The organism is Mesorhizobium sp. L-8-10, from assembly GCF_016756635.1.
In the GTDB taxonomy this organism is placed as follows: Bacteria; Pseudomonadota; Alphaproteobacteria; order Rhizobiales; family Rhizobiaceae.
On sequence record NZ_AP023263.1, the window covers coordinates 501,972 to 520,208 of the forward strand.

Genomic DNA, 18,237 nt, shown 5'->3' on the forward strand with positions numbered 1-18,237 from the left:
CCGGCGGCCGGCCGACTCAGGCTGCCAAATGCCAGGAGACACCATGCTAGTTTCACAGATTCTGGACGCCGGCGGCACGCTCCGCGTGGTCGTGCGGCGCGACGGCGTAGCGAGGATCGTCCGCGATACGGCCAGCGTCCATGCGCTGGCGCTCGAGACGGGACGCAGCGGCGGGAAGCTCGCCGCGCTGGTCGAGCGCAAGGGGCTCGGCGACAAGGTCGATCTCGAAGCGGCCTATGCCGAGGGTCGGCTCGTTTCACCGATCAGCCATGCCGACCCTGCGCATCTCCATCTCACCGGCACCGGCCTCACCCATCTCGGCTCGGCCGCGACGCGCGACGCCATGCACAAGAAGCTCGCCGGCGAGGAACAGCTCACCGATTCCATGAAGATGTTCCGCATGGGGCTCGAAGGCGGCAAGCCGCCAACAGGCGAGATCGGCGTCCAGCCGGAATGGTTCTACAAGGGCAACGGCGTCACCGCGGTGGCGCCCGGCGCGCCGCTGGTCTCGCCCGATTTCGCCAGGGACGGCGGCGAGGAACCCGAGATCGCCGGCATCTATGTCATCGGCGACGACGGCACGCCCCTCCGCGTCGGTTTCGCGCTCGCCAACGAGTTCTCCGACCACGTGACCGAGCGGATGAACTATCTCTATCTGGCGCATTCGAAGCTGCGCAACGCCTCCTTCGGGCCGGAGATCCTGGTCGGCGACCTGCCGGCCGACATACGCGGCACGTCGCGCATCCTGCGCGGAGGCAAGACGCTGTGGGAGAAGCCGTTCCTCTCCGGTGAGGCGAACATGTCGCATACGATCGCCAACCTCGAGCACCACCACTTCAAATATCCGCTTTTCCGCCAGCCCGGCGACGTCCACGTCCATATGTTCGGCACGGCCACGCTGTCCTTCGCCGACGGCATCAGGGCGGAACCGGGCGACGTGTTCGAGATCTCCGCGCCGGATTTCGGCCTTCCGTTGCGGAACGTGCTTGATGTCGCGCCGGCAGCCGCGGCGCCGGTCACGGCACTTTGAGGAGCGATGCGATGACGTCCTGGAAGAAGGCGCCCTGGCCGCGCAAGCTGCGCTCGCAGGATTGGTTCGGCGGAACCGGCAAGAACGCGATCATGCATCGCTCCTGGATGAAGAACCAGGGCCTGCCGGCCGATACGTTCGACGGGCGGCCGATCATCGGCATCTGCAACACCTGGTCGGAGCTGACGCCCTGCAATGCACATCTGCGTGATATCGCCGAGCGGGTGAAACGCGGCGTCTACGAGGCCGGCGGCTTCCCCGTCGAGTTCCCGGTGTTCTCCTGCGGCGAGAGCACGCTTCGCCCGACGGCGATGATGTTCCGTAACCTCGCGGCCATGGATGCCGAGGAGGCGATCCGCGCCAACCCTATCGACGGCGTGGTGCTGCTGACAGGTTGCGACAAGACGACGCCATCGCTGATGATGGGGGCAGCGAGCGTCGACATCCCGGCGATCGTGGTCTCGGGCGGGCCGATGCTCAACGGCAAATGGCGCGGCCGGGATGTCGGATCGGGCACGGCGATCTGGCAGTTCTCCGAAATGGTCAAGGCCGGCGAGATGACGCTGGAGGAGTTCATGGATGCCGAGCAGGGCATGGCCCGCTCGGCCGGCAGCTGCATGACTATGGGCACCGCCTCGACCATGGCCTCCATGGCCGAGGCGCTCGGCATGACGCTGCCGGGCAATGCGGCGATCCCGGCGGTGGATGCGCGCCGCCGCGTGCTTGCCCAGCTGTCCGGCCGGCGGATCGTCGACATGGTCAAGGACGACCTGAAGCCGTCAGACGTGCTGACCCGCGAGGCCTTCGAGAATGCTATCCGCGTCAACGGCGCCATCGGCGGATCGACCAATGCGGTGCTTCACCTACTGGCGCTCGCCGGGCGCGTCGGCGTGAAGCTCGAGCTCGACGACTGGGACCGGCTCGGCCGCGACGTGCCGACCATCGTCAACCTGCAGCCTTCAGGTAGATATCTGATGGAGGAATTCTATTATGCCGGCGGACTGCCGGCGGTGATGCGCGCGGTGGGCGAGCTCGGCCTGCTCAACCGCGATGCGCTTGCCGTGTCGGGCGAGACGATCTGGGACGGCGTGAAGAACGCACCCAACCACGATGCGGCGGTGATCCTGCCGCCGGAAAAGGCACTGACGCGCTCCGGCGGTATCGCCGTGCTGACCGGCAATCTGGCGCCCGCCGGCGCCGTGCTGAAACCATCAGCGGCATCGGAGCACCTGCTCAGGCATCGCGGCCGCGCGGTCGTGTTCGACAGCATCGAGGACTATCATACCCGCATCAAGGACGAAGCGCTCGACGTCGACGAGTCGTCGATCCTGGTGCTCAAATACTGCGGGCCCAAGGGTTATCCGGGGATGGCCGAGGTCGGCAATATGGGGCTGCCGCCCAAGCTGCTGAAGCGGGGCGTGCGCGACATGATCCGCATCTCCGACGCCAGAATGTCAGGCACGGCTTACGGAACCGTGATCCTGCATGCCGCGCCCGAGGCCGCGGCGGGCGGCCCGCTGGCGATCGTGCGCGACGGCGACATCATCGAGGTCGACGTGCCCAACCGGCGGCTGCATCTCGACCTGCCGATGGCCGAGATCGACGCTCGGCTTGCCGCCTGGACGCCGCCCCAGATGCCTTCGACAGGCTATGCCGGGCTGTATGTCGAGCGCGTCACGCAGGCCGACAAGGGCGCGGACTTCGACTTCCTCGTCGGGTCCCGCGGCTCTGAAGTGAAACGCGACTCGCACTGATGCCAACGGCATCTGAAGCATGTCCCCCAAAGGTGCGCGCGCATTCTTGCAGGTTGGATAAAGCGGTCGCGGCCGCTTGTCTTCTCCTCCACGGTCCGTCAGAGTTACCCTCCCGACCGACGCCAAGCTGATGAACCGCGCCCGCGAGCGGCCGGTCAAGCCGACCAGGGAGCACGGAGTCGTGCCGCGCCAGCCCTATGCCGGTCCGGCAGATCGCGCTGATCAACCTGCGGCGCCATGCCTACGTCAGGCAGTTCAAGCCAGCTCGGGCGCCTGCGCACATGCTGGGCGCCGTGACCCGCGACATCACCCGCAAGCGCGCCGGGCGACCGAAGATGGTCGAGGCCCTCGCCCCGCCGTTGCCGCTCGCCCGCCGCGTCCGGTAGGCTCGTCCCAACGTCGTCAGAATTCCAGCACCCTCACTCCAGAGGGATGATGCCGGCTTGGCTGCCGTCTACATGCAGGTAAATGCCTGCGCTTGACATGCAGGTGATTACCTGCATATAGTCATGGCATGTGAGTGAGATCGATGGACGCTGACAAGGTTTTCAAGGCGCTGGCTGACCCGACACGCAGAAAGCTGCTTGACCTTCTTTACGAGAGCAACGGGCAGCCTCTCGGCCAGCTTTGCGAGAACCTGCAAATGGCCCGGCAATCCGCCACGCAGCATCTCGGGATATTGGAGGAGGCCAATCTGGTGAGCACCGTCAGGCGGGGCCGGGAGAAGCTGCACTTCATCAATCCCGTGCCGCTCCACGAGGTCTACGAGCGGTGGGTGCGGAAGTTCGAACGTGAGCGGCTCAGCCTGCTGCACGATCTGAAGAAGGAACTCGAAGGAGAGTGATCATGACCAAAGAGACGACCAGCTTTCTTTATGTGACCTATATCCTCTCGACGCCGGAAAAGGTGTTCGAGGCCATAACGAAACCGGACCTCGCAAGACGCTACTGGGGGCATGAGAACGTCTCCGACTGGAGACCCGGATCGAAATGGGAACATATCCGTGCCGATGACAAACGGACGGTCGAGCTCGTCGGCAAGGTCGTCGAGGTCTCGCCGCCGACCCGCCTGGTCATCACCTGGGCGAATGCTTCGCAGGCGTCTGACCCGGCAAGCTACAGCCGCGTGACATTCGAGATCGAAGAATACGAGAACATGGTCCGGCTGACCGTCGCCCATGACGAGCTCGAAGCCGGCAGCGGGATGGCGAACGGCATCAGGAAAGGTTGGCCGGTGGTTCTCTCCAGCCTGAAATCCTTCCTGGAAACCGGCCGTGGGCTCGACGTCTTCGCCAAGCCAAAGGCGGCCTGATCAGTGCGGCGTCAGAACACCCAAGGGAGCATGATCATGGCCAAGTCCTATTCAGGCGGATGCGCGTGTGGCGCGATCCGTTATGAAACGAGCAGCGAATCCATCTTCGAGAACCACTGCCAATGCAGGGATTGCCAGAAACGAAGCGGTACCGGGCACGGGTCCTATCTGACCTTCCCGCAGCAAGCCGACGTAAGAATTGCCGGCAAAGCGTCACTGTGGAGGGTGGCCGGGGACAGCGGGAATGACAAGATCCATGCCTTCTGCCCGACATGCGGAACACCGGTCTACCTGACATTCGCTGCAATGCCGGAACTGATAGCGGTCCACGCGGCCAGCCTCGACGACCCAGGCCAATTCAACCCGCAAGCGCTCACCTACAGCATCCGCGGCCATGCATGGGACCCGATCGATCCCTCGTTGCAGAAATTCGAACGCATGGCGCCCGGCTGAATTCGGCTACAGCGCGTCGCGTGAAAAAGGATCTACGCGACGCGCTGTAGGGCGATATCAGGCATTCTTGTCAGCCGCCCAGCGCAATGGTCAGGGTCAGGGTGACCAGCAAGCCGCCGAGCAGCACCATGGAACCACCGGTCAGCCAGCCCCGATAACCGGCAAGGTGGCCGAATGCGTAGCCACAGGCGAACATCATGGCCATCGCGATCGCATTCGACAGGCGCAGCGCCACCGTCGCCTCGTCGAGTAGCATGAACGGCACCACCACGGGGATGGTGGATGCGAACACAAGCAGGAACACCCCGGCGGCGCCCAGCCAATCCTCCCCGACGAGCCGAGCCCGGTTTGCGGGCAGTCTTGTCCGGGTGAGTTCGTCGCGGATTCGTTCGACGTCGGCAGGCGTGAGGACCCGGCCGATGACCGGCGGCACGGCCTGGAGGATGACGCCCTGCGCCTCTTCCGTCGTTGTCGCTCGTTGCACGGCCACCAGGGTGCGCAAGCCGGCCGCACGCTCGGACAGGCATCCCATGAGATACATGATGGCATCGATAAGCCCCCAGGCCAGATTGCAGCCCAGCGCGCCGATCAGCATCGTCCGTACTTCGGATCGCCCCGCCTCCGCCGCGCTCAGCGATCCGGTGAAGGTCAGGACCATGATCAGACCGAACAGCACTTCCGATATCCGGTCGATCGGCTCCAGAACACGTTTGCGGGTGGTCGTCGCTGCAATCATGGGTCGGAGTTCCGGCGACAGAAACCAGCGACGCCGTCGATCCCACTGCCCATGTCAGGTCGTTCCCGAGACAGGCACCCGCTTTCTGAACCGACGCATCGGCTAGCTGAACCGGGCGACCGCGTCCATCTTGTCGCCACGCTGGCAGATGTTGAAGGCCGTGATCCTGCGGCCGCTGTCCGATGCGATGGCCCAGGAGAGCCGCTTCACCAGTTCCGCCGCCCGCTCCAGGCGCATTCCGAAAAGCGGCTTGTCCATGCCGCCCGGGACGATGTCCATGAAGCGTATCGCGGCGCGTCCCCTATGGTCGAGCGCCCGCAACGCAAGGCGCAGGCCTTCGATCAAGTCGCTCTCGGAAAGCTCGCCGACGGCGAAGTCGCTGACGACGATCGTGTCACCGCCTTCGCGTTCGACCCGGACCCAGAAGCGACGGTCCGCATCGGCGGTCACCTTGGCGGCATATTCGTCTTCGATGAGCCGAAGCCTTGCTGGGGGGTGATTCGGGATTGCACCCGGAAAACGCAGGATTCGGGCGGACATCGAGGCGGCGCGTTGGTTGCTGATTTGCTAACCATACAATGCCCGACTCCCGTGTCTCAAGAGGGTTCATCGCATATTGCGGCTCAGCCTTAAGGAGGGTCAGTCGTCCGCGAGCGCCCGGCGGGCCCGATCCTTTCGATTGAAGCAGTCCAGCAACGAAGGATCGTCGAGCGAGCGCAGCGCCCGTACGGTTTCGATGACGCAGTCGATATCGATATCGCGCAGGGCAACCAGCTCGCCGGCCCGTTCGGCTCTGCCCTCGTCCGAGACCTTGCGTTCGCGGAACCGTGTGATCGTGCCCATGCGACATTCCCGAAAAACCACTCCGTAATCTCGCCCGGCAGTGGTTAATCCAGCCTTACGGATCGCCACATGCCGGACGCGCTGCGGATCGTCCGGTCAATTTCGGTTGCCGCCTTGCATCACGAATTGAACAGGTTGCCCGCTCCCGAAAAGCCGCCCGGCGGTGGCGTGGCCCGGGCAGGTATCTCCTATGGGAAAACCCGCGGCGGAAGAGTCCAAGCAGGCGAAGCCACCCAAGCCTGCCTGGCGGCGCATTGAAAGACACCGGCGCCTGATATAGCCAGTTCATGACATTCACATCGGAAGCGGATCGGATCAGCATGTCAATTCTCGTCACCGGCGGGGCCGGCTACATCGGTTCCCATACGGCCGTCGAGCTCATCGGCGCCGGCCACGACATCGTCGTCGTCGACAATTTCGACAACAGCCATCCAGAGGCACTCAACCGCATCGCGGCGATCACCGGCCGCAAGCCGGCGAGCGAGGCGGGCGACATTCGCGACCGGGCGTTCCTGGAACGCGTCCTCAAGCAGCACGGCTGCACGGCCGTCGTCCATTTCGCGGGCCTCAAGGCGGTCGGCGAATCCGGCCAGAAGCCGCTGACCTATTACGACTGTAACGTGAACGGCACGCTGCGGCTGCTCGAGGCGATGAACGCGACCGGCGTCAAGCGGCTGGTCTTCTCCTCCTCGGCCACGGTCTATGGCGATCCGCAGCGGCTGCCGCTCCAGGAGGACCACCCGCTCTCGGCGACCAACCCCTATGGCCGGACGAAACTGGTGGTCGAGGAGATGCTGCGCGACCTTCATGCCTCGGATCCGAGCTGGAGCATCGCGATCCTGCGCTATTTCAACCCCGTCGGCGCCCATGAGAGCGGCCTGATCGGCGAGGACCCGAAGGGCATCCCGAACAATCTGATGCCGCTCATCGCGCAGGTCGCTTCCGGCCGGCGCGAGAAACTCAGCGTCTGGGGCAACGACTATCCGACGCCTGATGGGACCGGCGTGCGCGACTACATCCATGTCGTCGACCTCGCCAGGGGCCACCTGAAGGCGCTCGACCGGCTGGGCGAGCAGGGCTGCTTCGCCGTCAATCTCGGCACCGGCCAGGGCTACAGCGTGCTCGAAGTGATCAAGGCCTTCGAGCACGCCTCGAACCGCAAGGTCGATTATGTTGTGGCCGGGCGCCGGCCGGGCGACGTCGCCGCCTGCTATGCCGATCCCTCGCACGCCAACGCCCTGCTGGGCTGGTCGGCGGAGAAGAACCTGCGCGAGATGTGCCAGGACATGTGGCACTGGCAAGCGAAGAATCCGAACGGGTATGCCGAATGAGCGGCTCCGGCGACGCCCCCTTGCCGCAGTGAGAATGAACGCACGGCCATGACAAAGGTCTCCGTCGTCATTCCGGTCTTCAATCGCCAGGAGAAGACGGCGCGAGCCGTGGCGTCGGTGCTGGCGCAGGATGTCGCCGAACTCGAGGTCGTCGTCGTCGACGACGGCTCGGAAACACCCTTCACACTGGCGGAGGTGGACGATCGGGTGCGTATCATCCGGCACCCCGAGAACCGCGGTGCCGCCGCGGCCCGCAACACGGCGATCCGCGAGGCCGCGGGTGAGTGGCTCGCCTTTCTCGACTCCGACGATGTCTGGCTGCCGGGCAAGCTCGCGCGCCAGCTCGACTTCGCCGAGGCGGATGCGGCCGGCAACGGGGCCAGGCCGCCTGCCTGCTATGCAACCGGCTTCGTGCTCGGCAATCCCGCCACCGGCAAGCGGCGGAGATTGATCCCGATTGAAAGCGGATCGGCGAGCGATTTCGCGGCGGCCTGCTGGTTCTGTCCCGGCTCGACCATGCTGATGCATCGCGACACAGCGCGTGCCATCGGCCCGATCGACACGACGCTGCCGCGCCTGGAAGACCTCGACTGGTTCCTGCGCTTCGGCCTGATCGGCGGCCGGCTGAAGGTCGCCCCCTTCATCGGCGCCGACATCGAGGTCGGCCACAAGCCCGATCCGGCGAAACTGGACATCGCGGCCGCCGCCCTGCGCCGCAAATGGCTGGCCCCGGGCCGGGGAGAGCGGCTGCCGGCCGGTGCGGGGCGCAAGCTCGCGGCCTATCTGCAGCTCGAGCAGGCCTCCGCCCGGCTCGCCGCCGGCCATTATGCCGGCTTCGCCTGGCATCTGGCGCGGTCCATCCTTCTCGCGCCCCGCGCCCGGCTTCATCTGCGCCCGTGGTGGAGAGAAAGCCGACCGGGGCTAAGCCTGGACCCATCGATCCGACGCGACAGGTTCAGGCGGTGACGTTGCAGGCAACAAACGGTTCCCTCGACATGAACGCGACTTGTCAGCGCTCGACCATGCCAGTCTCCCTTGAAGATATCGTTGCTCAGCTGAATCCGGCCAGTTTCCGCGCGGCGTAGCTTCTCACCACAGGCAGGAAGCCGAGAGCACCGATCGCCCGGTTGCGGAGCCAGCGTGACGCCGGATCGGACAGCGTCGCGACGCGAGTGAGCCGGTCCGTCGTCGCGAGCACCTCGGCCGCGGCCGACCGGCGTGTAGCGGCATAACCGTCCAGTGCGGCATCCGAACCATTGCGAATGGCTTCGGCCAGCGCCTGGCTCAGCGCGGCTGCATCGCGCAGGCCGAGATTCATACCCTGTCCGCCCGCCGGACTGTGAACGTGCGCAGCGTCACCGACGAGGAGGACGGAGCCGTCCCGGAAACGGTCGGCAAGCTTGTGGTGAACCTGAAAGCGGGAACCCCACAGGATTTCACGCACCCCCGCTCCCGACCGCGGACCGCGGGTATCGATCACCTTCTGGACGTCCGAGACCGTTGGAACCGACGGCGCGTCCGGCAGTTGCGCGACGACGCGGTGGCGATCACCCGACATGGGTGCAACGACCAACGTTCCGGCCTCGGAGAAGAACAGCGTGACCTCGTCCTTGGCAATTGGCCAGTCCATTCTGACGTCAGCGAGCAGGAACGATCCGTATGTCTCGCCCGGGAAGCCTATCCCGGCCTGGGTACGAACGGTGCTCTTCTCGCCGTCGGCACCGACGATATAGCGCGCCTCGATCACCAATTCACCGTGCGGGCCCACGCATCCGGCCCGGATCCGCCCGCCGGTGATCTCGATGCCTTGAAGGCGAACCGGACGCTCTACAACGTGCCCCAGCGCGGCGAGACGATCGATGAGGATCCGCTCGCTTTCGTCTTGCGGAATCATGAGCGCATAAGGCGTCGGCGAGGGGAGACCGGTGAAGTCGACATGCAGCAAGACGGAGTCGCGGTCGCGCATTCTGAAATTGGGAACCTTGATCCCCTGCGCGATGAGGCGGCCTTCGACCTGCAGTCCGCGCAGGCTTTCCAGGGTCGCCGCATGGATAACCGCCGCGCGCGAGGTGTTCTGCGCCTCAGGCAGTGCATCGACGATACGGAAATCGATGCCTCTCTGCGCCAGGCCTATGGCGGTGGCGAGCCCTGCCGGGCCCGCACCGACCACGAGGACGTCGGTGATGACAGCCATTGCGAACACTCCTTCAAGCATGTAAACAGATGTTTACTTAAGCCAGGCCCAGCCGCAAGTCAACAGTTGTTTACATCGGAGCGACGACAATGATCAGAGATGCGCAGGCGACGCGGAAACGGCTGGTCGGCGCGGCGCGCAAGGCGTTTTCGGAGCACGGCTACGAGGGGACGACGGTTCGCGAGATAGCAGCCGACGCGAAGGTGAATCCTGCCCTCATCAACCGCTATTTCGGAGGCAAGGAACAGCTTTTCGCGGAGGCGGTATCGATCGATCTGGCGTTTCCGGACCTTTCCAGGACCAAGCGGGACGAGTTCGGCAGAACTCTGATCGCCCATTTCTTCCGCCGCTGGGAGGGCGGCCATGACGATGACCTTCTACGTGTCCTGATCCGGACCGCCGCAACCAATCAGGAAGCGGCGTCGCGGGTGAGGGCGATCCTTGCCGAGCAGGTGAGCGCCATGGTCGAGCGGGTCGCCGGGCCGGCTCGCGCACGAGAGCGCGCATGTCTGATCGCGACCCAGATCCTGGGGCTGGCCTATGCGCGCTACGTACTCGGCATCTCGGACGCAGACGTACCGCATTCGACCATGGTGGACATGGTCGGCGGGACCATTCAGCGTTATCTCGTCGACCCGCTGCCGTAAGCAGAGGCTGCCGCGTCCGTCGGCTTGGGCGGCTCGGCGAGGGCGGACCGCTTTCAATTCAGATTGTCCGTTGCCGGTCGTGAGGTTCGGGCCGATGTTGCGACATCGGGTAGTCCAGGTCTGCCGATTGTGAAGGCGCAGCGTCGGGCCCCAAGCGATAAGCACGACCTCGCCTAGTCGACAATTCGTGCCTCCCACCGGCCATCGGTGACGGCAGCGCGAACAAGCTCCACCATCAGCTTTCCCACCATTTCGAGGGCGTAGGTAGCCGGGCGGTCGGCCATCTCGCAGATGTAGAGGGTGCGCGAAAGCTCCGGCTCGACGATTGGCCGATAGTGCAGCAGCCCGCTTTCGATATGCTCGTACATGAACAGCTTCGTGCCGATCGCGCAGCCCAGCCCGGCGGCCAGGGAGGCGCCTATCGCATGCACGGAGTTCATCTGCAGCTTGGCGCGCCCCTCGAGCTTCTTGAGCAGGTTCGTGTCGTCCATAAGCGCACGTGCGGAAATTCCCTGGCGGAGCAGGATCATCGGCAGGTCGAGAATGTCGGCGAAACGAACCGGAGCATCGCTGTCGCCGATGATCTCCCGGGTGCCGACCAGCACCATCTGTTCTTCCAGCACCGCCTGCGTCTTCAGCCGAGGGTCGGCCGGCGGATTGTAGACGAGCGCGAGGTCGACTTCCGAAGCCATCAGGTGCAGCAGCGTCGATCCCGAAAGGCTCTCCGACAGAGACAGGCGCACCTTGGGATAGTCGTCGACGATACGGCGGCACAGGTCGACGCCGATCGCCTTCACGGCCGAGTAGGCCATACCCACCGACACGTCGCCCGACAGTTCGTCCCCGGCTTCGCGGATGTCCTTCTGTGCCGCGGACATCGCCTTGAGGATGGCCTTGGCATGCCCGTAGAGCCGCTCGCCGGCTGCGGTGGGACGAAGCCCCCGCGATTTGCGCACGAAGAGATCGGTGCCGAACTCTGATTCCAGATTGGCGAGATGATGGCTCAGCGCCGATACCGCGACGCGGCAGGTCTCCGCCGCGTTCGATAAGGTACCCTGCTCGTAGATGGCCGCGAAATAGCGCAGCTGCCGCGAATCCATGTCACGCGACCTTTCTGGATTTTCGAATGTTTGCTTAGAAACTTTATAATTTTCCGACCTCTCGGGCAACGCTAGGCTAGGGGCCATCGTGGAGGCGTGAATGGAACGGGACTTCCAGCCCCTGGAGGGTGTCAGAGTGGTCGAGATGACCCACATGATCATGGGTCCATCCTGCGGCATGTTCCTCGGCATGCTCGGCGCCGAAGTGATCAAAGTCGAGCCACCGGAGGGCGACAAGACCCGCAATCTGACCGGAATGGGACGCCCGTTCTTCCCGCTCTTCAATCGCGGCAAGAAATCCGTCCAGCTCGATCTGAAGTCGGACAGTGGCCGCAAGGCGCTCGACGCGCTGCTGGCGACCGCCGATGTGTTCATCGACAACTTCCGCGATGCCTCCCTGGCGAGAATGGGTGCCGATCCTAACGAACTGCGTCGCCGATATCCCAGGCTCGTGCTGGCCTCGCACAAGGGGTTCCTGTCGGGACCCTATCAGGACCGCACGGCGCTCGACGAAGTCGTGCAGATGATGACGGGCCTGGCCTACATGACAGGGCCGACGGGACGTCCGCTGCGCGTCGGCTCCTCGGCCAACGACATCATGGGTGGGCTGTTCGGCGCGCTCTCGGTCGTGGCCGCCCTGATGGAGCGCAAGGAAACCGGCAAGGGCCGCAGCCTTCGGATCGGCCTGTTCGAAAACTGCCTGCTGCTCGTGGCCCAGCATATGGTGCAGTTCGAACTGGAGGGCGTGAACCCGCCCCCGATGCCCGAACGGACATTTTCGTGGCCGGTCTACGACATCTTCGACACCGCCGACGGAAAGCAGATGTTCGTCGGGGCAGTGACCGAGAGCCAGTGGGCAGCGCTGTGCCGATTGCTGGAACTGGACGACCTTCTCGCCGACCCAGCGCTGCAGACGCGGATGGACCAGATCAATGCCCGCGATCGCACCATACCGGTCGTGGCCGCAGCAATCTCCATGCGCCTCTCCGCCGAGCTCTCGGAGAACTTCGAGGCGCTTGGCATCCCCTATTCGCCAATCGCGAAGCCCTCGGACATGTACTCCGATCCCCATGTCATGCGACCGGGTGGACTGGCGGCGTCGCGAATGCCCGACGGACAGACCTTTCGCGCGCCGTCGCTCCCCGTCGATGTCGACGGCATGATGATGAATGCGGCAGGCGATGTCCCCGCGCTCGGGGCGGACACGACCTCGGTGCTGTCGGCGCTCGGGCTTGACGCGGAAGCGATCGGCAAGGCGCGGGGAACGGTGAGGAACGCAGCATGAGCCGCCTCGGGACCGCATATCCGCCGGACCGGGTGAGCCTGCGCGAAGTTGGCCTGCGCGACGGGTTGCAACTCGTCAAGTCCTGGCCGACCACGGAAGAAAAGCGGGACTGGCTCGTTCGCGAACATGCGGCCGGTGCAAGGCATTTCGAAGTGGGTTCGTTCCTGCCGGCGAGCCGGATGCCGCAATTCGCAGACGTTCGGGCGATGATCGAGGCGGTCGGCACGCTTGACGGCGCGCGTTCGGCCGCCCTCGCGCTGAACGAGCGTGGCGCAGCCGATGCGCTGGAAACGCAGGTCGACGAGATCGTCTGCGTCATTTCGGCGACCGAGGAGCACAGTCAGGCAAACATGCGCCGCTCGCGCGATGATGCGATCGGTCTCGTCCGCTCGGTTGCGAGAATGCGTGACGAGCGCGGCCACGGCGCCCTCATCAATGCCGGCATTGCCATGGCCTTCGGATGCTCGATCGCCGGAAGGGTGGAGCCCGATGAAGTCCTCCGCCTTGCTGAAGCGTGCATGTCTGCCGGAGCCGATGTGATCGGGATCGCCGACACGGTCGGGTTTGCCGGCCCCCGGCAGGTCACACGGCTGGCGAGCGGGATGCGCGTTCTCGTGGGCGACGGCGGGTTCATCATCCATCTCCACGATACGCGCGGCATGGGTATCGCCAACGCTTCCGCCGCGCTCGACGCGGGCTGCCGCATCCTCGACGGATCGCTGGGCGGGCTGGGCGGCTGCCCGTTCGCGCCGGGCGCGACAGGCAACGTCGTGTTCGAGGATCTGGTCTATCTGTGCGAGACGAAGGGCTTCGCCACCGGTATCGATCTTCCCGCGCTGGCAGCGGTTCGAAGCGTGGCGGAGAAGGCGATGCCCAGGGAAAGCTTCTTTGGAGGAATTGCGCGCGCCGGCCCGCCTGCGACGCTTGACTGGCGGGCCTGAGCGAGGGCCGGAGACCCCGTTCCGACATCCGAACATCATCTTTAGGGAGGAGTACAAATGAAACAAACGACACGATTGCTGGCTGCGGCCCTGCTGCTCTCCGCTTCCGCGGTCGGCATGGCCAACGCGCAAACCGCGATGCGCTGCAGCCACCAACTGCCGCCGGCCCACCACATCGCCAAGGTCGTCGACCAGTGGGCGGCGGAGGTCGAAAAACTCTCCGAGGGCGAGCTCGACGTACAGGTGTTTGGTGCCGACAGCCTCGTCAAGGCCAATGACAACATTCTTGCCGTCGCCAAGGGCGACATCGAATGTGCGTTCTCGTTGAACTTCCAGTGGGGCAAGACCCTGCCGCTGATGAACGTTACCGTGGGGCCGTACACCATGTCCTCGATCGAGGCCTGGAAGAAATGGCCGACATCGGAAGCGGCCGCCTTCCTGGAGGAGAAGCTTCTCGAGAAGGGCGTGAAGAACGTCGCCTGGATGTTCCAGACCAATGTCAGCGTGTTCACCTCGAAGGGCAAGGCGCTGGTCACTCCCGAAGACTTCCGTGGCATCAAGATGCGTGGCATCGGGCCGGCCTTCGATCGCGGCCTGACCGCAATGGGCGCGACGACGGTCTCGATGCCGGGCAGCGAAGTGTATCAGGCATTGGCGACAGGCGTCGTCGATGCGGCGATCACCGATGTCGCGGCCGCCTATTCGCGCAAATACTACGAGGTGCAGGACCACATGACCGTGGTCCCGGTGCTTGCCGCCTATCTGCATGGCTACGTCAACCCGTCCTGGTACGCCGGTCTGAGCGACAAGTCCAAGGCGGCGCTCGATCAGGCCGGCAAGTCGGCCGCCCAGTGGGCGCTGGATGCCTCGATCCAGGCGTCCGCCGACGCTCCGAAGCAGTTGGAGGAGAAAGGCGTAAAGGTGCATACCGCCACCGACGCGGAAAACGCGGCATTCAAGGCGGCGATGCAGCCGGCCTTTGCCGAGGGCTTCGCGGAAGAGACCGGCGACGACGGCAAGACTCTGCTCGGTCTCATCGAGAAGATCCAGTAGGCCGCGATGTCCGGCGAACCGGCAACGCACGAGGAGGCGCGGCGCGTCTCCTCGCTTCTGCAAGGAGGCGCGAAGGTTCTCTCCCGCATCGGCGGGGCCCTGAGCGCCGCCTTGATCCTCATTGTTCTGGCGGTCACCTTTGTCAGCGTGTTCAACCGCTACGTTCTCGGCAAGCCGATCATGGGGGTTGACGAGGGCACCGGCTTCCTGGTCGTGGCCATAGTCATGTTTGGCGCGGCCGAGGCTTTGCGGCGAGGCGACCACATCCGCATCGACCTGCTCTTCGACCATGCCGGACCGCGCTTGCGCTGGCATCTGGAGTTGTGGTCGCTGGCCAGCGTGATCCTCTTTTCCGCCCTCCTCCTGGTTGCGGCGTGGCATACGGTCCTGTTCTCGCGGGCTTTCGGCGCCTATTCGACGGGGTACCTGTCGGTGCCGATGTGGATTCCACAATCGACAATGGTCGTCGGTGCGCTGCTGCTCATTGTGGCCGCGCTCGCCGCCTTGCTCGAGCACATTACGGGGCGGCGGACTTGACGATCCTGCTCATCCTCCTTTCCCTCGTCATCCTGCTTCTGACAGGCATGCCGATCTTCGCCGCGCTCGGCCTTTCGTCGGTCGCTGTCCTGCTCATCTTCGAGGGCAAGATCGATTCGATCGCGGACACTGTCTTTGCCAGCCTGAACAATCCGCTGCTCGCGACGATCCCCATGTTCGCCTTCATGGCGCATGTGATGGTCAAGGCGGAGGTCGTCGACGACCTCTATGACATGGCCAACAAGCTGGTGGGCCACGTGAAGGGAGGCCTGGGCTTCGCCACCATCCTGTCCTGCACGATCTTCTCGACGATCTCCGGCTCCTCGGTTGCCACGGCGCTGACGATCGGTTCAACGGCGATCCCCCAGATGCGACGCTTCGGGTATCGACCGCGAGAGACCTACGGGATCATCGCAGCCGGCGGTACCCTTGGCATTCTCATCCCGCCTTCCGGCCCGATGATCCTCTATGCGATCGTTACGGACGCATCCATCGGCGCTCTCTTTCTCGCCGGCATGATCCCCGGCCTGATAATGGCCTTCGTCTTCGCAGTCTTCTCCTGGATGCAGGCCAACAGGCACGGCGAAACGCAGACGCAGGCGTGGCCCGGAACGCGCGCGGTGGCACGGGCGCTGCTCAATTCGTTCTGGGCGGTAGCGATGCCCCCGATCATTCTGGGCGGCATCTATCTCGGCATCTTCACGGCGGCCGAAGCCGCCGCGGTCGGGGCCGTCTATGCGCTGGCGGTCGCCCTGATCGTCTATCGCAACGTATCGATTGCCGATCTGTGGGACTGCACCTGGCAGACGATGCGCACCAGCGCCATGCTGTTCATGATCATTGCGGGCGCAGGGCTCTTCGGCCATGCGGTGACGATCATCCGCCTGCCGGCGGAGATCATGGAGACGGTCACCGCCCTCGGCCTCTCCCAGACGGGCTTTATCCTCGTCGTCATGATCGCCATATTCGTGCTCGGCATGTTCCTGGAGACGATCGCGATCATCCTCATCACGACACCGATCATCCTGCCGGCGATGCTGGCACTCGATATCAATCCTATCTGGTACGGCGTCCTGCTCATGATCAATCTCGAGCTGGCGCTGATCACGCCGCCTGTCGGCATGAACCTGTTCGTCATCAAGGGCATAGCCAACGCGCCGCTGGCCGATATCATTCGCGGGTCGGCTCCCTACGTCGCGCTTCTGATAGGCGGGCTCATCCTGTTCTGGGCGTTCCCGCAGCTTTCGCTGTGGCTGCCGACCAGCGCGGGGTTCGGGCGATAGGTCTCGATGGCCCACGATGCTGGCGGAACCCGACTGGCCCACAGCAACGCTCCGGAACGACTGGTGGTGGCGCCAGGCGCCCCTGCCAAGGCCACGCTCTTCAGCTCCCGCGCGACGTTCTGGCACAATCGACCAGGGCTTGTAATTGCCCCTGGCTTGCTCCAAATGAGCGTCCTGTCGTGCCGGAACGGGATATGTCGGCACGAAGGAACTGCGCGAAATGCGGGCCGCCCCTGGCCGTTTCGCCCCTGGATAGATCAAAATGTCTTCGCTCGACACCGCCGCGAAAGCGTCGGCGACCTCTTGGCGCGACGAGGTCCGCGCAACGCTCGTGCTGGCCTGGCCGATGGTCCTCACCAACCTCGCCCAGACGGCCATGACCGCGACCGACGTGCTCGTTATGGGACGGCTCGGGGCGGAGGCGCTCGCCGCCGGTGCGCTCGGGTCGAACCTCTATTTCGGGCCGATGATCTTCGGCCTCGGGCTGATGCTGGCAACCTCGCCGATGATCGCGACCGAGCTGGGCCGCCGGCGCCATTCCGTACGCGACGTGCGCCGCACCGTGCGCCAGGGTCTTTGGATCGCCGTCTGCGTCACCGTCCCGATCTGGCTTCTGCTGTGGCAGACCGAAACGATCCTGACGGCCATGGGCCAGGAGCCGGCGCTGGCGGCCATGGCCGGCACCTATGTCCACTGGCTGCAATGGGGACTGCTGCCCTATTACGGCTATATCGTCCTGCGCTCCTTCATCTCCGCCCTGCAGCGGCCCGGCTGGGCGCTGGTGGTGGCCTTCGGCGCGGTCGTCTTCAATGCCCTTGGCAACTGGGTGCTGGTGTTCGGCAATCTCGGCGCGCCGGCCATGGGCATCGCAGGCTCGGGCCTGGCGACCGCGCTGGCCAATCTGCTGATGTTCGCAGGCCTGACCACGGTCGTTCTTTGCGACCGGCGTTTCCGGCGCTACCGGCTGTTCGGCCGTTTCTGGCGCACCGATTGGCCGCGTTTCCGGGGCCTGTTCCGGCTCGGCCTGCCGATCGCGGGCATACTGGCCTTCGAAGTGATGGTGTTCAACGCCGCGGCGCTGCTGATGGGCCTGATTGACGCCGCGTCGCTGGCCGCCCATGCCATCGCCATCCAGATCGCCTCGATCAGCTTCATGGTGCCTCTGGGGCTCAACCAGGCGGTGACGGTCCGCGTCGGGCTCGCCTACGGCGCACAGGACCGCGCCGGCGTCAACCGCGCCGGCTGGACCGCCTACGGCATGGGCGTCGGCTTCATGATGCTGACCGCGCTGGTCATGCTCGCATGGCCGCAGTCGCTGGTCGGCGCCTTCATCGACACCCACGATCCGGCCAACGCAACGGTCGTCGCCCTCGCTGTCAGCTTCCTCGTCTTCGCCGCCCTGTTCCAGGTGGCCGACGGCGCGCAGGCGGTGGCGGCAGGCATGCTGCGCGGCCTGCACGACACCACCGTGCCGATGCTTTATGCGGCGGCCGGCTTCTGGGGCGTCGGCATGCCGCTCGGGGCGATGCTCGCCTTCCACTACGGCATGCGCGGCGTCGGCATCTGGATCGGCCTGTCGGTCGGGCTGATCGTGGTGGCGATGCTCCTGCTGCTCCGCTGGCTGCGCCGCGACCGCATTTTGGCCAGGGCGCCTCAGGGATCGAGGCTCCTGACCGCACATTGACGGCAGCGAAACGTCCGGTTGCTGGCCAACAGGCCCTCAACCCGTCTATATTGCC

20 protein-coding genes are annotated in these 18,237 nt (G+C 65.0%); 15 read left to right on the top strand and 5 right to left on the bottom strand.

Annotation, left to right across the window (positions count from 1 at the left end):
• Window positions 1-43 precede the first annotated feature (43 nt).
• The 6 genes from araD1 (at window position 44) to JN280_RS02300 (ending at window position 4,548) form a co-directional block, all read left to right on the top strand.
• Complete coding sequence (araD1, locus tag JN280_RS02275) at window positions 44-1,030, top strand: AraD1 family protein (protein ID WP_202309916.1); 987 nt, start codon at window positions 44-46, stop codon at window positions 1,028-1,030.
• 11 nt (window positions 1,031-1,041) lie between these two features.
• Window positions 1,042-2,784, top strand: coding sequence for an IlvD/Edd family dehydratase (locus JN280_RS02280; RefSeq protein ID WP_202309917.1), 1,743 nt, complete (start codon window positions 1,042-1,044; stop codon window positions 2,782-2,784).
• Between the two features lie 197 nt (window positions 2,785-2,981).
• Window positions 2,982-3,170: a hypothetical protein gene (locus JN280_RS02285; RefSeq protein WP_202309918.1), complete on the top strand. Its 189-nt coding sequence runs from the start codon at window positions 2,982-2,984 to the stop codon at window positions 3,168-3,170.
• Between the two features lie 143 nt (window positions 3,171-3,313).
• Window positions 3,314-3,628: an ArsR/SmtB family transcription factor gene (locus JN280_RS02290; RefSeq protein ID WP_202309919.1), complete on the top strand. Its 315-nt coding sequence runs from the start codon at window positions 3,314-3,316 to the stop codon at window positions 3,626-3,628.
• Window positions 3,629-3,630: 2 nt separating this feature from the next.
• Window positions 3,631-4,095 (top strand): SRPBCC family protein, encoded by a 465-nt coding sequence (locus tag JN280_RS02295; protein ID WP_202309920.1) that lies wholly within the window; start codon window positions 3,631-3,633, stop codon window positions 4,093-4,095.
• Between the two features lie 36 nt (window positions 4,096-4,131).
• Complete coding sequence (locus tag JN280_RS02300; protein WP_202314471.1) at window positions 4,132-4,548, top strand: GFA family protein; 417 nt, start codon at window positions 4,132-4,134, stop codon at window positions 4,546-4,548.
• A gap of 70 nt (window positions 4,549-4,618) precedes the next feature.
• On the opposite strand, the gene JN280_RS02305 is transcribed toward JN280_RS02300, so the two are convergent.
• From JN280_RS02305 to JN280_RS02315, 3 genes are all read right to left on the bottom strand, one after another.
• Window positions 4,619-5,224: a VIT family protein gene (locus JN280_RS02305; protein ID WP_202309921.1), complete on the bottom strand. Its 606-nt coding sequence runs from the start codon at window positions 5,222-5,224 to the stop codon at window positions 4,619-4,621.
• Between the two features lie 162 nt (window positions 5,225-5,386).
• Window positions 5,387-5,824 (bottom strand): hypothetical protein, encoded by a 438-nt coding sequence (locus JN280_RS02310; RefSeq protein WP_202309922.1) that lies wholly within the window; start codon window positions 5,822-5,824, stop codon window positions 5,387-5,389.
• A 99-nt stretch (window positions 5,825-5,923) separates the two neighbouring features.
• Window positions 5,924-6,127, bottom strand: a complete 204-nt coding sequence (locus JN280_RS02315; protein WP_202309923.1) for a hypothetical protein — start codon at window positions 6,125-6,127, stop codon at window positions 5,924-5,926.
• A gap of 320 nt (window positions 6,128-6,447) precedes the next feature.
• On the opposite strand from JN280_RS02315, the gene galE reads away from it, so the two are divergent.
• Window positions 6,448-7,458, top strand: a complete 1,011-nt coding sequence (galE, locus tag JN280_RS02320; protein ID WP_202309924.1) for a UDP-glucose 4-epimerase GalE — start codon at window positions 6,448-6,450, stop codon at window positions 7,456-7,458.
• Between the two features lie 48 nt (window positions 7,459-7,506).
• Entirely contained in the window at window positions 7,507-8,424 is a 918-nt protein-coding gene (locus tag JN280_RS02325; RefSeq protein WP_202309925.1) for a glycosyltransferase family 2 protein, read from the top strand.
• Window positions 8,425-8,509: 85 nt separating this feature from the next.
• Here JN280_RS02325 and JN280_RS02330 read toward each other — a convergent pair whose 3' ends face one another.
• Window positions 8,510-9,652 (bottom strand): FAD-dependent monooxygenase, encoded by a 1,143-nt coding sequence (locus JN280_RS02330; RefSeq protein WP_202309926.1) that lies wholly within the window; start codon window positions 9,650-9,652, stop codon window positions 8,510-8,512.
• 89 nt (window positions 9,653-9,741) lie between these two features.
• Here JN280_RS02330 and JN280_RS02335 point away from each other — a divergent pair, with 89 nt between their 5' ends.
• The gene (locus JN280_RS02335) at window positions 9,742-10,299 is read left to right on the top strand and encodes a TetR/AcrR family transcriptional regulator (RefSeq protein ID WP_202309927.1); all 558 of its coding nucleotides are present in this window, start codon (window positions 9,742-9,744) and stop codon (window positions 10,297-10,299) included.
• A gap of 173 nt (window positions 10,300-10,472) precedes the next feature.
• Here the strand turns inward: JN280_RS02335 and JN280_RS02340 are convergent, their stop codons facing one another.
• Entirely contained in the window at window positions 10,473-11,399 is a 927-nt protein-coding gene (locus JN280_RS02340; RefSeq protein ID WP_202309928.1) for a LysR family transcriptional regulator, read from the bottom strand.
• 100 nt (window positions 11,400-11,499) lie between these two features.
• On the opposite strand from JN280_RS02340, the gene JN280_RS02345 reads away from it, so the two are divergent.
• From JN280_RS02345 to JN280_RS02370, 6 genes are all read left to right on the top strand, one after another.
• The gene (locus JN280_RS02345; RefSeq protein WP_202309929.1) at window positions 11,500-12,684 is read left to right on the top strand and encodes a CaiB/BaiF CoA transferase family protein; all 1,185 of its coding nucleotides are present in this window, start codon (window positions 11,500-11,502) and stop codon (window positions 12,682-12,684) included.
• On the top strand, window positions 12,681-13,625 hold the full coding sequence (locus tag JN280_RS02350; protein ID WP_202309930.1) for a hydroxymethylglutaryl-CoA lyase: 945 nt from the start codon (window positions 12,681-12,683) through the stop codon (window positions 13,623-13,625). The genes JN280_RS02345 and JN280_RS02350 overlap by 4 nt, the downstream gene beginning before the upstream one ends.
• A 57-nt stretch (window positions 13,626-13,682) precedes the next feature.
• The gene (locus JN280_RS02355; protein ID WP_202309931.1) at window positions 13,683-14,678 is read left to right on the top strand and encodes a TRAP transporter substrate-binding protein; all 996 of its coding nucleotides are present in this window, start codon (window positions 13,683-13,685) and stop codon (window positions 14,676-14,678) included.
• A gap of 6 nt (window positions 14,679-14,684) precedes the next feature.
• Window positions 14,685-15,215, top strand: coding sequence for a TRAP transporter small permease (locus JN280_RS02360; RefSeq protein WP_202309932.1), 531 nt, complete (start codon window positions 14,685-14,687; stop codon window positions 15,213-15,215).
• Window positions 15,212-16,498: a TRAP transporter large permease gene (locus JN280_RS02365; RefSeq protein ID WP_202309933.1), complete on the top strand. Its 1,287-nt coding sequence runs from the start codon at window positions 15,212-15,214 to the stop codon at window positions 16,496-16,498. Before JN280_RS02360 ends, JN280_RS02365 begins: the two co-directional genes overlap by 4 nt.
• 262 nt (window positions 16,499-16,760) lie before the next feature.
• Window positions 16,761-18,182, top strand: coding sequence for an MATE family efflux transporter (locus JN280_RS02370; RefSeq protein WP_202309934.1), 1,422 nt, complete (start codon window positions 16,761-16,763; stop codon window positions 18,180-18,182).
• Window positions 18,183-18,237 lie beyond the last annotated feature (55 nt).